This is a genomic window from Salinicoccus albus DSM 19776, assembly GCF_000385175.1.
In the GTDB taxonomy this organism is placed as follows: domain Bacteria; phylum Bacillota; class Bacilli; order Staphylococcales; family Salinicoccaceae; genus Salinicoccus; species Salinicoccus albus.
This window is the reverse complement of record NZ_ARQJ01000032.1, coordinates 56,670-70,572: the sequence shown is the minus strand read 5'-3', so window position 1 is coordinate 70,572 and position 13,903 is coordinate 56,670. Positions and strand designations below refer to the sequence as shown.

12 protein-coding genes and 1 other RNA gene are annotated in these 13,903 nt (G+C 43.9%); 11 read left to right on the top strand and 2 right to left on the bottom strand.

Annotated features, from left to right (window positions below; translation table 11 throughout):
* Position 1: 1 nt before the first annotated feature.
* The 3 genes from asnS to nth are packed head-to-tail and all read left to right on the top strand — an operon-like array spanning position 2 to position 2,605.
* On the top strand, positions 2 to 1,291 hold the full coding sequence (gene asnS, locus G343_RS0111630) for an asparagine--tRNA ligase (protein ID WP_020008322.1): 1,290 nt from the start codon (positions 2 to 4) through the stop codon (positions 1,289 to 1,291).
* A gap of 44 nt (positions 1,292 to 1,335) precedes the next feature.
* Positions 1,336 to 1,956 (top strand): DnaD domain-containing protein, encoded by a 621-nt coding sequence (locus G343_RS0111625; protein WP_020008321.1) that lies wholly within the window; start codon positions 1,336 to 1,338, stop codon positions 1,954 to 1,956.
* A complete protein-coding gene (gene nth, locus G343_RS0111620) occupies positions 1,949 to 2,605 on the top strand; it encodes an endonuclease III (RefSeq protein WP_020008320.1) in 657 nt (218 codons plus the stop codon). The genes G343_RS0111625 and nth overlap by 8 nt, the downstream gene beginning before the upstream one ends.
* A gap of 163 nt (positions 2,606 to 2,768) precedes the next feature.
* Here nth and G343_RS0111615 read toward each other — a convergent pair whose 3' ends face one another.
* Positions 2,769 to 5,240, bottom strand: coding sequence for a transglycosylase domain-containing protein (locus tag G343_RS0111615; protein ID WP_169336677.1), 2,472 nt, complete (start codon positions 5,238 to 5,240; stop codon positions 2,769 to 2,771).
* A 2-nt stretch (positions 5,241 to 5,242) separates the two neighbouring features.
* Complete coding sequence (gene recU / locus G343_RS0111610) at positions 5,243 to 5,854, bottom strand: Holliday junction resolvase RecU (RefSeq protein ID WP_020008318.1); 612 nt, start codon at positions 5,852 to 5,854, stop codon at positions 5,243 to 5,245.
* Positions 5,855 to 5,942: 88 nt separating this feature from the next.
* Between recU and G343_RS0111605 the strand changes: the two genes are divergently transcribed.
* The 8 genes from G343_RS0111605 to G343_RS0111575 all read left to right on the top strand — a co-directional run bounded on the left by G343_RS0111605 (position 5,943) and on the right by G343_RS0111575 (position 13,898).
* Positions 5,943 to 6,275 carry a hypothetical protein gene (locus tag G343_RS0111605; protein WP_245541955.1) on the top strand — a complete coding sequence of 111 codons (333 nt, stop codon included), beginning with the start codon at positions 5,943 to 5,945 and terminating at the stop codon, positions 6,273 to 6,275.
* The gene (locus G343_RS0111600) at positions 6,276 to 6,818 is read left to right on the top strand and encodes an SLOG family protein (RefSeq protein WP_020008316.1); all 543 of its coding nucleotides are present in this window, start codon (positions 6,276 to 6,278) and stop codon (positions 6,816 to 6,818) included. It abuts the gene before it with no gap.
* Between the two features lie 11 nt (positions 6,819 to 6,829).
* The gene (gene gpsB / locus G343_RS0111595; protein ID WP_020008315.1) at positions 6,830 to 7,156 is read left to right on the top strand and encodes a cell division regulator GpsB; all 327 of its coding nucleotides are present in this window, start codon (positions 6,830 to 6,832) and stop codon (positions 7,154 to 7,156) included.
* 31 nt (positions 7,157 to 7,187) lie between these two features.
* An RNA gene (rnpB, locus tag G343_RS15250) (RNase P RNA component class B) lies at positions 7,188 to 7,578 on the top strand.
* Positions 7,579 to 7,667: 89 nt separating this feature from the next.
* On the top strand, positions 7,668 to 8,798 hold the full coding sequence (locus tag G343_RS0111590; protein WP_020008314.1) for a THUMP domain-containing class I SAM-dependent RNA methyltransferase: 1,131 nt from the start codon (positions 7,668 to 7,670) through the stop codon (positions 8,796 to 8,798).
* Positions 8,799 to 12,176 carry a dynamin family protein gene (locus G343_RS0111585; RefSeq protein WP_020008313.1) on the top strand — a complete coding sequence of 1,126 codons (3,378 nt, stop codon included), beginning with the start codon at positions 8,799 to 8,801 and terminating at the stop codon, positions 12,174 to 12,176.
* Entirely contained in the window at positions 12,173 to 13,030 is an 858-nt protein-coding gene (locus tag G343_RS0111580; RefSeq protein WP_020008312.1) for a sulfurtransferase, read from the top strand. Before G343_RS0111585 ends, G343_RS0111580 begins: the two co-directional genes overlap by 4 nt.
* On the top strand, positions 13,023 to 13,898 hold the full coding sequence (locus G343_RS0111575) for a 5'-3' exonuclease (RefSeq protein ID WP_020008311.1): 876 nt from the start codon (positions 13,023 to 13,025) through the stop codon (positions 13,896 to 13,898). Before G343_RS0111580 ends, G343_RS0111575 begins: the two co-directional genes overlap by 8 nt.
* The last annotated feature ends 5 nt before the right edge of the window (positions 13,899 to 13,903 follow it).

Sequence of the window (13,903 nt, the reverse complement as noted above, 5' to 3'; positions counted from 1 at the left end):
CATGAAGATTTCAATTAACCAGGCACCTCAATACGCAGGAGAAGAAGTCACCATCGGCTGCTGGCTCCTGCAGAAACGGGGCAGCGGAAAAATACAGTTTCTGCAATTGAGAGACGGCACAGGTTTCATGCAGGGTATTGTTGTGAAAGCATCAGATGAAACATTGTTTGAAAAAGCAAAGGGCTTGAATCAGGAAACATCGATGTATGTGACAGGGCTGATTAAAGCGGATGACCGTTCCTCCTTTGGATATGAGATGGAAATTTCCAATATCGAAATCATCCATGCTGCGGAAGGCTATCCAATCACACCCAAAGAACATGGCCCTGAATTCCTTCTGGACTACCGTCATCTATGGCTGCGATCCAGAAAACAGCATGCTGTTATGAATATCAGAAACCAAATCATTAAAAGTACCTATGACTTTTTCTTCGACAATGGATATAAGAAAATTGATCCTCCAATTTTAACAAGCAGTGCACCCGAAGGTACGACGGAGCTATTCCATACCAAATACTTTGAGGAAGATGCTTTTCTGTCACAAAGCGGGCAGCTGTATGCGGAAGCAGCGGCAATGGCCCATGGCAAAGTGTTTACTTTTGGTCCGACATTTCGGGCGGAAAAATCAAAAACCAGAAGGCATCTGATTGAATTTTGGATGATAGAGCCTGAGATGGCTTTCTATAATCATGAAGACAGCCTGCAGGTACAAGAACAGTACGTAGAGTACCTTGTTCAGAATGTAATCACCAGCTGCCGGCTGGATTTGGAGGCGCTCGGCAGGAATACTTCAGTATTAGAGCGGATTAAGGCGCCATTCCCTCGTATTACGTATACAGAGGCAATCGAACTCTTGAAAGAGAAAGGATTTGATGACATCGAGTGGGGGGAAGATTTCGGGGCGCCCCACGAAACAGAAATTGCAACTCATTTTGATCAGCCTGTCTTCATTGTCAACTATCCAAAAGAGATCAAATCATTTTACATGGAAGAAAACCCTGATGACCCAAGAACAGTGCTCTGTGCCGACCTGATCGCACCCGAAGGGTATGGCGAGGTTATCGGCGGCAGTGAACGTATACATGACTTTCATAAACTGAAACAAAAAATAATAGACAGCGGACTGGATATCGACGCTTATGAATGGTATCTGGATCTGCGCAGGTACGGCAGCGTACCCCATTCAGGTTTCGGTCTGGGTCTGGAGCGGACGGTTGCATGGCTGAGCGGTGTTCAGCATGTCAGGGAGACAGCACCCTTCCCGCGTCTGTTGAACCGACTGTACCCGTAGTAAAATATCGCCTGAGGGCGATATTTTTCATAAGGAGAATATGAATGATTGAAAATTATCTGCACTACATCAACATACCCGTCAATAAAATCCTGATCGACAGGTACAGTGAATTGGGTATTGATGAACAATCCCTTGTTGTCATTATCCGATTGATTGATATGAATACAGCGTCGAAATCCCTGCCCGATTTCAAAACTTTGTCTGAAGGCACCACAATGAAAGAAAATGATATCTCCGGTATTATCCAAAAATTGATGGAGAACGGTCTGATTGAAGTGCAGACAGTGAAAGAAGAAGGTAAATACGTGGAACATTACACGCTTGCCCCCCTTTATAACAAGCTGGAAAAGCTTTTTGGGGAGAGGGAAGCCAATCAAAAAAACACAGCGGCCATCAAGGAATTATTCGAATATGTTGAAGGCCTTTACGGACGAGTCATCAGTCCAAATGAGTTCCAGCGTATAAATAGCTGGCTGGAAGATTCCAATCACTCACCTGAAGCAATTAAAGAAGCAGTGGATATTGCTTATCAAAACCAGGTCACTTCACTTCAGTATGTCGAACGGATTTTAAACAGTACCGATAATAAAAAAGATAATACACAAAAAAGGTCAAGCATGCCTGTACGCTCATGGCTGGAAGGAGAGGACGTATTTGATTAGTGGCAAAAAAACCGTTGAAATGATCGATAAGATCGATCAGATGTTTCCTGATGCCAAAGCAGAACTCGCGCATGAGAATTCATTCGAGCTGACAATTGCTGTGCTGTTGTCAGCTCAATGTACGGACAATCTGGTGAACAGGGTGACAAAAGATCTGTTTAAAAAGTATAAAACACCAGAAGACTATCTTAAAGTGGAGATAAATGAACTGGAAAATGATATACGCTCGATTGGTCTGTATCGAAATAAGGCTAAAAATATACAGAAGCTGTGCCGTGATCTGATCGATCGTTACGATGGCCGTATCCCCGGTAATTACGACGATCTCATCAGTTTGGCAGGTGTCGGCAGGAAGACGGCAAATGTCGTACTCTCAGTAGCGTTTGGCATGCCCAGAATCGCAGTGGACACCCACGTTGAAAGAGTATCAAAACGGCTCGGTATCGCACGTTATAAGGACTCCGTGCTGGAAGTGGAACAAACGTTGATGAAGAAAATTCCAAAAGAAAGATGGAGTAAGACCCATCATCAGTTAATTTTCTTCGGCAGATACCACTGTCTGGCCAGAAATCCCAAATGTGAGATATGCCCGCTTCTCGATGATTGCAGAGAAGGGCAGAAACGCATGAAGAAGAAAGCAAAAGCTTGAAGATGACTAACCGGAAAAACACATTGAAATCTGCCTGCCAAAGTAAAGTGTGTAATCAATAAACTTTATGATATTAAAAAAGACGAACGATCAAGTTATCATTCAATAACTGAAAATCGTTCGTCTTTCTTGTATTTCTGCCATTTTCTTACTGAATCGCAGATTATGCCGCTCCATCTTCGGCTGTTTCCTCTTCAGCCGGTTCCTCCGTCGGTGCTTCCGTTGTTTCCTCTTCGGTGGATTCTTCGGTTGTTTCTGCCTCAGTCGGTTCCTCAGTTGTCTCTTCTTCCGTCGGCGGTTCCTCGGTTGTTTCTGCCTCAGTCGGTTCCTCAGTTGTCTCTTCTTCCGTCGGTTCCTCGGTTGTTTCTTCCTCAGTCGGCGTCTCCTCGGCTGTCTCTGCCTCAGTCGGTTCTTCTGTTTCTTCCTCGGTGTCTGATTCCTCAGTTTCCTGTTCTTCTTGCTGAGCCTCTCTTTCTGCCTGATCTTCTTGTTCCTGCTGTCTCTGCTCTTCTTCCCGGGCAATTGAAGCTTGCTCTTCTTCATAAGAGTCAAGTTCATCCGAACCTTCCACGGCCAGTTCACCGCCATTGATATTAACGACACTGTCCGGCTGCTGGAAGTCCTGTCCATTGTAAGAACTGATTGACTGCATGATGTCTCTGAAGAACCATTGCGGTGTGATATGTTCATCTGCGCCTACGAACGACGTCTCCCCATTTTCTTCAGTGGCTGTGAATCCGGTCCAGACACTCATAGTATATTCAGGGGTATAACCGACTATCCAGGCATCTTTAGCGGCATTATCCGGCAGATTATATTCTTCTCTGGTTTCTCTGTTATAAGAGGTTGTTCCTGTCTTGGCAGCGACATTAAGACCATCCATCTGTATATAGTCCGCACTGCCATAAGGTTCAAATGTGTCTTTTAACATATCTGTCAGCATGTATGCTGTATAGTCCTCCATCGCCTGGTTGGATTCACTTTCAAACTCGATGGTCTCTCCTTCATCATTTTCAACGTAGCGGATGGACTGTGCCTCGTTGTAAGTACCGCCATTGCCGATGGCAGAATATGCTTCTGCCATCTGGAGCGGTGTGAAGGTAGATTGTGAACCGCCAAGTACATCGTTGAAGGTCAATGAATAATTACCATCGTTCTTATTGCTGTAATCCAGCCCGACATTCTGCGCAAATTCCTCCGGTGCATTTTCGCCGGCTTCTTCGCTGACCGTTTCAAATGTCTTTACTGCAGGAATGTTGAAACTCTGCCTTAATGCATCCCGCATGGTGACCTCGCCGTGATCTTCCATATCATAGTTGTAAATGGTGTTGTCATGGCCCTCAGGGGAATATTCATATTCATCCTGTATCGGCTGATCGGTCCGCCATTGCATATTTTCAATAGCTGGCCCGTAAGCCAGGAACGGCTTCATTGTCGAACCTGCGTTTTTAGGCTGCAATGCATGATTGTGCATGACAACCTCCTGATAATCTCTGCCCCCGGTCACAGCTGCCAGATTGCCTGTTTGTGTATCCAGGATCGTGGAAGCAATATTGAAGTCTTCGCTCTGGAATTTCGGGTTATAATAATATTCCCTGTCATCAGCCATAGCCTGCAGATTCCGCTGAGCATCCGCATCCATATTTGTATAGATATCGAGACCGCTGGCCAGTGCTTCGTTCAAGTCCATATTTTCGAACTGTTCATGGTTCTGGAGTTCCTGTTTGACAATGTTGATGTAGGATGCAAATTCCGGATCTTCCGATTCATTCGAAGCCCGTTCTTCCGCTGTACGGTCGACCAGGTTTGCAGTGATGTCCGTATCAATCGCCTGATTATATTCCTCTTCTGTTATCCTGTCGTGCTCAAGCATCATGTTGAGCACTGTATGTGTACGCTGGGTACCGGTTTCTGCATCTTCATATAAATTATATCTGTTTGGCAGCTGCGGCAACCCTGCCAGATATGCAGATTCGGCCAGATTCAACTCAGAGAGTTCTTTATCAAAATAATACTGACTGGCGGTTTTCACTCCATATATCCCATCTGAGTAATAAATTTTGTTAAGGTACATTTCAAATATTTCATCTTTTGAATATTCCTGTTCCAGGCGATAGGCGAGATAGGCTTCCTGTGCTTTTCTCTCGAGCGTCTGTTCTTCCGTCAGAAACACCCGTTTGACCACCTGCTGGGTAATCGTACTTGCGCCCTCGCTGCCAAAACCGTCGGTGATATTGCTGAGCACTGCACCGCCGAGCCTTATGAAGTCCATCCCGCCATGCTCATAAAACCTGTTATCCTCTATGGCCAGGACGGCATCGGTCATTGGTTCCGGCACATCTTCAATGTCCACGAACTCGCGCTTCTGACCCTGATACAACGTGGTAACCAGTTCATCATTCTGGTCATAAATATTTGCAGGCACGGGATCCTTAAGCTTTTCTTCACTGAATGCAGGAGCTCTTGATGCATAAAATGCAAACAGAAAAGAACCCAGTACCAAAAAGACAAGCCCGACGAGAACTATCCACATGAGTATTTTTTTAATTAGTGAGGCTCTCGACTTTTTACCGCTGTTCCCCGAAGAAGTTTTCTTCCGGGGTTTCTTGTCAGCCCTTCTATAATTTTGATCCATTTTCATTCTCCGTTCTCAAAATAAAATTCATCTACTGCAGAAAGATAGTCTATTCTCGGATTGATGCTCTGCTTTAAAAGCATGCTGTTTTCTCTTACATCAGTATAACGGATAGACTTTCTGCCATCATTTTTAAAACACTCCCAAAAGCGGAGGAAATGCTCAAATGGCAGCAGATATGCCTCATCATATGAACTGAATTTGATGATGATGAACACGATGCCGCCTGAATTGTGACATTGTTTCATGTGTTCCACCTGATGGTCATGTATGTTGATGAAGGGGAAGCGTGTCTTATTCTTCGTTTCCTTCGCTTCAAAATCGATATATCTCCCTCTATATATCCCATTATAATCGCTTGTCGACGGCACTTTAAAATATGCTTCTGATATCTTTGCTTTATTTCTTGAAGGGTAATCGACATTAACTATCTGCACCGGCGTCGGCTTTTTATGAATGACAGCTTTCTTTCTTTCAAGGTAATAATTGTTGGTGAAATCCAGATCCTTTTCAAGTGTCATACCGCGTGAGCCATAGCTGACCTCCCCGTCCGGCATACCCGAGCCATTCGGAGAATTAATTCTGTTCCGCCGTAACCCTTTTGGATATTTCATTAACATCGCCTTCCATAATTCTGTATGATGGTATTATAATATTATACAACACATGAAGGGAAATAAACCATTCATAATTATAGGGAGTGTGGCAATTTTGTCAAGAAAACCTGCATATGAAAGCCTGGAAGCATTGCTCCTGGAAGTAGACAGGAGACACGAAGCAGCAAGGGACGGGTATAAATATGACTTTGACAGTGAAATCGCGCCGTTCTTAAATGACAACAAGGACATGGTCGATAACATCAAAATGTATGATACAGATCAGCGGTTCAACGCCGTCACCAGGGATAAAATGATAGAGGAACTGATGGAGCTGTTAATGTCCTGTCACGCAGGCCGTTCGAGCATGAAAGCGTATAAGGAAAAATATAAATTCGTCAATATGTGGGTCAGACACATTAAAAAAGAAGGATTGTAAATGAAGAAAACGCTGATCGCCGGATACAGACCCTATGAACTCGGGATATTTAAAGATTCAGATCCGAAAGTGGATATTCTGACGGATGTTCTCAAATCTCAAATCAGCTCACATGCAGAAGCCGGCACAGAATGGTTTATCATCCAGGGCTATACAGGCATAGAATTCTATGCCGCCCGTTGTGTGCTTGAACTTAAATCTGAGTATGATATCAGTCTCGCTGTCCTAAAACCGTTTCACGGATTTGATGAAAAATATAAGCCCCACGAAAAACTGCAGCTTGAACAGATTTTGAAGGATTGTGATTTCCACCAGTTTATATTTGACCGGCCGTACAAGAATCCCGGAATGTTCAAAATCATTAATCAATTTCTAATCCGCCATACCGATCAGGCGATCATCATATATGATGAAGAAACACCCTCCAAAACAAGATATCTGTACAATGAAATACTTGAATTCCAGGAGAATAATCCGTATAATATTGAAAGAATACAATTTGATGATATCAATACTTTCATAGATTCCGGATATGACAGTTAAGAGGTGAAATGATGAGTGATCAAACGCTGAAATTGTCAGCCAAAGATATTTTTGAAAAGGAGTTTGAAAAATCCCTGCGGGGGTTCAAACCGATTGAAGTGGACAGTTTCCTTGATGATGTGATCAGTGACTACCAGAAGATGGCGGACATGAACAGCAGCTTAAAGAAGCTGGAAGAGGAAAACACCAGACTCAAAAAGGAAGTTGAAGATCTCAGGATTCGGGTGGCGACAAATTCCCGATCTGCTGACAACCAAACACAGAATCATCAGATTGATATCCTTAAACGGCTGAGCAGTCTGGAAAAGAAAGTGTTTGGACAATCAAAGGTTAACTGATCCGCCAAATCATTTGTATGATAAAGAACGGTATCTCTGATAATCGCTATGCGTCATTACGCATAGAGGAAAGTCCATGCTCACACGATCCTGAGATGGTCGTAGTGTTCGTGCCTGACGAAACAATAAGTCAGGGCAGCTCGTTTTATACGGTTGACGGCTGTGAAATGACCTAAGTGCCCGGCATACGGTCTCAGTAACTCTAAAAGTGCCACAGTGACGTAGCTTCTGCAGAAATACAGAAGGTGGAACGCGGTAAACCCCTCGAGTGAGCAATCCAAACAAGGTAGGAGCACTTTCCAATGGAAATTCAACCAGCGGAGAGATATTACGACAGTAATATAGACAGATGATTATCACCAATGTGCGAGTGTAGCTAGTGCACGTCTGCAGCACAGCGGTACAGAACATGGCTTATAGAGACACCGGACTAGAGACGCTCTCCATCACGCATGGAGAGCTTTTATTTTCCGAATATTATTCGTTTACATATATGACAGGGAGTGTTCCAATGCATTTTAAATTGCTCGCAAATACACCGATGGGGCTTGAAAGAGTTGTCGCTGATGAAATAGAATCTCTCGGCTGTGAAACAAGACTGGAAAATGGCAAAGTGTTTTTCGACGGTGATGAAGATGCTGTCATCAGCACGAATCTGAAGATGCGGACTGCGGATCGGATCCGGATTGTTCTGGGTGACTTTAAAGCATTCTCATTTGATGAGCTTTTTGAAAAAACCAAAGCACTGCCATGGTCCGATATATTATCCCCCGCTGCCGAATTCCCGGTGACTGGCAGCTCCCGGAAATCCAAGCTGTACAGTGTTCCCGATGTTCAGAGAATCGTGAAGAAGGCAGTCGTCGAACACTTGAAAGATGCTTTCAGCATCAAGTCGAAACTCCCTGAAACAGGTGCCCGATATAAAATTGATGTTGAGATCCATAAGGACAGGGTACTTTTGACCATTGACACAAGCGGACAGGCACTACATATGAGGGGGTACAGAGTCTCTCAGGGAGAGGCCCCTATAAAAGAAACGCTCGCAGCCGCCATGCTGAAACTGGCCAACTATGACGGCTCTAATGCACTCATAGATCCATTCACAGGTTCGGGCACCATTGCTATCGAAGCTGCAATGATTGCAATGAATATCGCTCCGGGGGCAAATAGATCATTTGATGCTGAGAAGTGGGATGTTATTCCTGAAAAACAGTGGCGTCACCACCGCATGGAGCTGGAAAATGCTGCAGAATACGACAGGGCAGTGGAAATATACGCTTCGGATATTGAAGAGGAAATGATCCGAATTGCAAAGGTTAATGCAACGGAGATCGGGCTGCTTGAAAACATCACGTTTGAAGTCAAAGATATTCATGATCTGCGGTTAGATCATCGGGGTGCACAGATGGTCACAAATCCGCCCTATGGCGAACGCATCGGGGAGGCCAAAGCCGTTGAAGATATGTACCGGAAGATCGGCCGGCTGATGAACCGAGATGAAACGCTCAGTGTGTATCTGATGACTTCAAATAAGGAGTTCGAACATATTGCCGGCAGGAAAGCGACGAAACGCAGAAAACTTTTTAATGGATATATTGAAACGACATTCTATCAATACTGGGGAAAGAGAGTTGAAGACTGATTGGAAAATTCTCCAACACTTGAAACTTTATACAAGCTGAGAAAAGAGATCCTGAAATCAGATAATGAAATGCTTGTATCACAAATTGACCATGCCATTATGAAAACATATAAAGATCAGCTGGTCTTTTCATTCATCGGTCATTATTCTGCAGGAAAATCCAGTCTGATCAATCATATCCTGAACCAGGACATTCTGCCATCATCGCCGGTGCCGACCACCAATAATACTGTATCAGTCCAAATTGGCGGCACCGAAGAAATCCAGGCTTTTGTCGACCAGTATAGATATATTCCCCTTGAGAGTTATGAAGTGCTCAGGAAACTGAATACGAATGATCTTGATATCACATCGATTTCAATGAATGTCAGGCACCCAGTCTTCAGGGAACGCACTGTTTTTCAGGATACCCCCGGAGTGGATTCCAATACCGACCATCACCAGGAAGGGGCAAACCGCTTCCTGCTGAACAGTGATTATATATTCTTCACTGTGGAATACAATCATGTGGAAAGTGAGCATAATCTAAAACTGCTTAAAGACATTTCAAACTTGAACATCCCTTTTTCCCTTGTCATCAATCAGGTGGATAAGCATGACGATGCGGAACTTTCCATGGATTCTTTCCTGTCCAGGGTGCATTCAACGCTTTCCCAGTGGCAAATCAATCCCGGGCATGTGTTTACCACCACGATATATGATTCTCCCTTCAATGAGGTGAACAGCATGACAGAACTGGTTGCCGAAATTGAGGATGCTAAGGAAAAGTATAAAGAAAAGTATCATGAACGCATCGTCTCCAATATTGAGGAAAGACAAAACCAGTATTTAAATGAGCAGCTTGCGGATAGATACAGTGACGAAGAGAAAGCAGCCGATAAAACGCTGGAAGAAGTAGACAGACACATAGAATACCTGGATCAGGAAATCAAAAACAGCTCGCTTGCTGAATTGCATGACAATCCGGACGCCTTTCGGGCACATGTTAAAGAAAAGGCAAAAGGAATTGCCAGGGACAGTTATCTTTATCCGCATCAGGTTAAAAGCGCCATCACGGATTTTCTGAAGGTGCTCTCGGGCGACATTCGCGCCACGGGCATTTTCGGCAAAAAGAAAAAACAGCAGTCGCTGTATGAAGATCACCGTACTAAGGTTGAAGAAGAAATTTCACCGGTGATTAAAACTGAAATCGACGCACCGATCAACAGTTTATTCGGGGAGCTGGGCCTGACAGGAGCACCCTTCAGATATCACTGGGATCAGACACTGCTGTTTGAAGAAGAGATCACAACACTGAATAATACCTATGTGCTTAATTATCTCGATAAGCTGAAGAAACGGCTTGAAACAGATATCATGAATCAGGCGGCGGAACACTTTGTCGGGCTCGATTCAGAGGATATTGACAGTATGAAGACGCCGGGCGACCACCAAAGCGAAAGAGATACCTACCTGGAGATACAAGCATTGTTGAAACTGAAGGCATCCATTGATACAAATAATTACAGACATTTTTATATTCATATGGATGACGAAATCGATAAACTCAATCTGCAGGAACCGATCCAGTTCAATTTTGAAGACAGTGAACAAATAGAACATGTGGCACATGACACGGAAAATGACCCGATTGATGAAGCAGCCATTGACCTGACACCCTACAGACGTCTCCATGGAATGCTCCAATCACACCCAAGACATGAGCGTTTTAAAAATGTACTTAAAGAGAAATTGGATCGGATTGATAACGGACTGATGAACATTAGTGTGTTTGGCGGGTTCAGTGCAGGCAAGACGACGTTTATCAATGCGCTGATGGGTGAATCAAAACTCAAAACCAGCCCGAATCCGACCACTGCCGCCATTACAGAAATAAACGGCAATGAAGACAGCATCGCTGTGTATAAAAGAGAGAAGGACCTCACAAGCATTCTCAAAGCAATAGCGAATCAGGATGGAGAGAGTATCCAGGATTACATGCCCTGGCTAAAAAAAAGCCGCAACACAGTGAGCGAACAGTATATACCATTTGTCAATGGTATATACCACAAGTACGATGCGTATAAAAATCATCTGGGAAAAGAGGAAATACTCCCGGTTGATGAACTGATATATAAGATCAGTGCCGACCAGGATGCTATCTTTATCCATAAAGCACTGCTGTCAATTAAGAACGACATGACAAAAAAATTCACAATTGTTGATTCTCCAGGAATCAATTCTACAAATCAGCGACATACAAAGGAAACCCATAATATCATTACCAATAGTGATCTCATTATATACGTTTCCTATTACAATCACGTATTCAGCCGTTCAGACGAAAATTTTCTGAAATATATACAGTCGATTAAAGGCAGAGACTTTCCAATCATCTTCGTCATCAACGCTGTGGATTTAATGAAGTCCGAAGCAGACAGGGAAAAGGTCGTTGACTACATGAGGCATTCCCTCAGGTCGCTCGACATTAAGAATGTCATCTATCCGGTATCCTCGAAGCGGGCGCTGGAACATGGAGATGGAAGATTTAATTCTGCCAAAAAGAACATCATCTCTCTGGCGGAGAGAAATGCCTCAAAGATGCAGTATGCTGCTCTGAAAGAAACAGGGGCACAGTTTAAATCCGCATTGCAAAGCAATATAAGAAGGTACACCAATCAACAGGCGGAACAGGAAAGGATCAATGATGCCAGGGCATCATTGATAGAACAGTTGAAGGATTTTACTGCTGAAGACTTCGTGCCTCAGCTGGATCAGGAAATTGACATTGTGTATACACATATGGACAGACAGCTGGAACTTAAGCTTTATGACCATCTGAAAGGATTGATCAATGTTTCCAATATTACCGACCGCAAATTTCTAGCCAAAAACGAAGTGTTGCTGACGAATAACATCAATTCATTTTTGACGATAGAGACAGCCACCGCCTTCAATGCGGTTTACCGGATGGCTGACAGCACACTGGAACAGGTCATCCGACAGTTTAATGAAAAATTGCAGGAAGCCAATACCCATGCCCAGCTTGATCATCCGGAAACTGAAGGAGAACAGGTTGAAATCAGGATAGATTCCACAGTACTTGCGAACAGCCAAAAAACGCTTTTCCAAGCCAAAAATAACACGAGGGAATTCAGGGAACAGCTCTTGAACCTTTCGAAAAAACTGGTGAAATCCATCGATCATGTAAAATTGAAATCATCTGTTGAGACAATGGTACGCACATATATGAAGTCAAAGGATGATAAGATGACAGAAGATATAAACGCACTGATTCACTCACTGAAAGAACCACTCCCTGAAATCAGTGCAGAAGATTATAATGAAGACAAAGCCCTGCTGGGTGAAATCAGCAGCCAGAAAGAGGCGGGTGTATGACGATAATAGATAGATACTCTGCAGATAAACTGGGTCAGTCAAACCTTACAGTCCTTGACGCCAGAAATATCATGGATGATTTAAACGGTTCAGCGGAATGGGTCGATAAAGCGCCTGTTGCAGACGCCACCCATATCCCTCAGCAACCATGGATGTTTAGCGATTCAGGTATGAACGGCGGCAGACATCCAATTCCTGTGCAGGAAATTATTGATACACTCTTTTATGCATTCAAGGGTGACGAGAACAGGATCGTTATATTTGCTGATGATGACAGCTTCTTTCATGCGAGACTTTATTATCTGTTTAAATTGTACGGTCATGAAACCTATTTGTGGAATGATACGATATCACAATTGGAAGCGGCGCTTAAGGATAAAAACATACAGACACTGCCGCTGCCCGAAGCATCGCCAGTCAATTTACAGAGCAGGATAAATTCAGCTTTCCACTGTTCCATGAAAGACGTACAATCAGCCATCAGCAGCCCCAGAACACTGCTGATTGATGTCAGATCGCGGCCAAGATATCTCGGGTGCGAGGAACCGGCAGACGACAAGATGGGACATATACCCGGGAGCATCAATATACCGTACCCATCCATTTATAAAAATGGGGCGATAGACTTCAGTGCACTCGATCATATGAACGCGGAGTTTGCCAAATTTGACGAAATTGTCGTATATTGCGGTTCAGGCATGAGTGCGTCATCAATGTTTGTACTGCTTCATGCGGGCGGATTCCCCGTAAAATTATACGGCGGCAGTTTCTCAGAATGGATCACAGATCCTGGGAATACAGTGGAAACAGGGGACTCCCGTTTAAATGAAAGGGTGAGCAGTATTTATGGATAAAGGACAGACACTTGTCATTGATGGCATGGCACTTTTGTTCCGTCACTTCTATGCGACCAGTTTCCGCAATCAGCTGATGATCAATGAACGCGGAATACCGACCAACGGGGTGCAGGGGATGGTCAGACATGTATTGAAACTCATCGAAATACTCAGACCTGAGAAACTTGTTGTCACCTGGGATATGGGGGCAGAAACAATCCGCAATGAATGGTATCCGGACTATAAGAAAAATAGAACAGCGCCTCCAGAAGCGCTGATTCCACAGTTTGATTATGCCAAAGAAGTGATGCGGGATCTCGGTTTTTGCCAGACAGGCATTAAAGGTTATGAAGCGGATGATATCATCGGTACATTGTCGATGAACTACGAAGATATGATCGTCATCAGCGGAGACCGGGACCTGTTGCAGCTGCTGAACGACAACAACGATATATGGCTGATTAAAAAGGGGTTCTCTGAATATCATAAATATACTAAATCGCTGTTCATTGACCAATATCATATAGAGCCGCACCAGTTTGTGGATGTTAAAGCGCTGATGGGGGACCCGGGCGATGGTTATTCAGGTGTTAAAGGCATTGGGGAAAAAACTGCACTAAAACTGATCCAGACATTTGGCAACATCGGTTCTCTGCTTGAAAACCTTGATGCACTCACTCCCTCTGTCCGTAAAAAAATCGAAGCGGACAGGGCTTCGCTTGAAATGTCACTCAAACTTGCCAGAATCATTACAGATGTCCCGATCGATCATTCATTGCTAGAAAAGACAAGTCCGTTGAATTTTGAAATTGAACATATAAAATCAGTGCTTGATGAACACAAACTGTCAATCAGCAGAAGATATGCTGACAGTCTCGATTTATAAAGAGG

Coding starts and splice junctions, on each gene's coding strand:
- G343_RS0111580 (WP_020008312.1), top strand. CDS start 12,173: ATGACGATAATAGATAGATACTCTGCAGATAAACTGGGTCAGTCAAAC.
- gpsB (WP_020008315.1), top strand. CDS start 6,830: ATGAGTGATCAAACGCTGAAATTGTCAGCCAAAGATATTTTTGAAAAG.
- G343_RS0111590 (WP_020008314.1), top strand. CDS start 7,668: ATGCATTTTAAATTGCTCGCAAATACACCGATGGGGCTTGAAAGAGTT.
- G343_RS0111600 (WP_020008316.1), top strand. CDS start 6,276: ATGAAGAAAACGCTGATCGCCGGATACAGACCCTATGAACTCGGGATA.
- G343_RS0111575 (WP_020008311.1), top strand. CDS start 13,023: ATGGATAAAGGACAGACACTTGTCATTGATGGCATGGCACTTTTGTTC.
- asnS (WP_020008322.1), top strand. CDS start 2: ATGAAGATTTCAATTAACCAGGCACCTCAATACGCAGGAGAAGAAGTC.
- recU (WP_020008318.1), bottom strand. CDS start 5,854: ATGAAATATCCAAAAGGGTTACGGCGGAACAGAATTAATTCTCCGAAT.
- G343_RS0111615 (WP_169336677.1), bottom strand. CDS start 5,240: ATGGATCAAAATTATAGAAGGGCTGACAAGAAACCCCGGAAGAAAACT.
- G343_RS0111625 (WP_020008321.1), top strand. CDS start 1,336: ATGATTGAAAATTATCTGCACTACATCAACATACCCGTCAATAAAATC.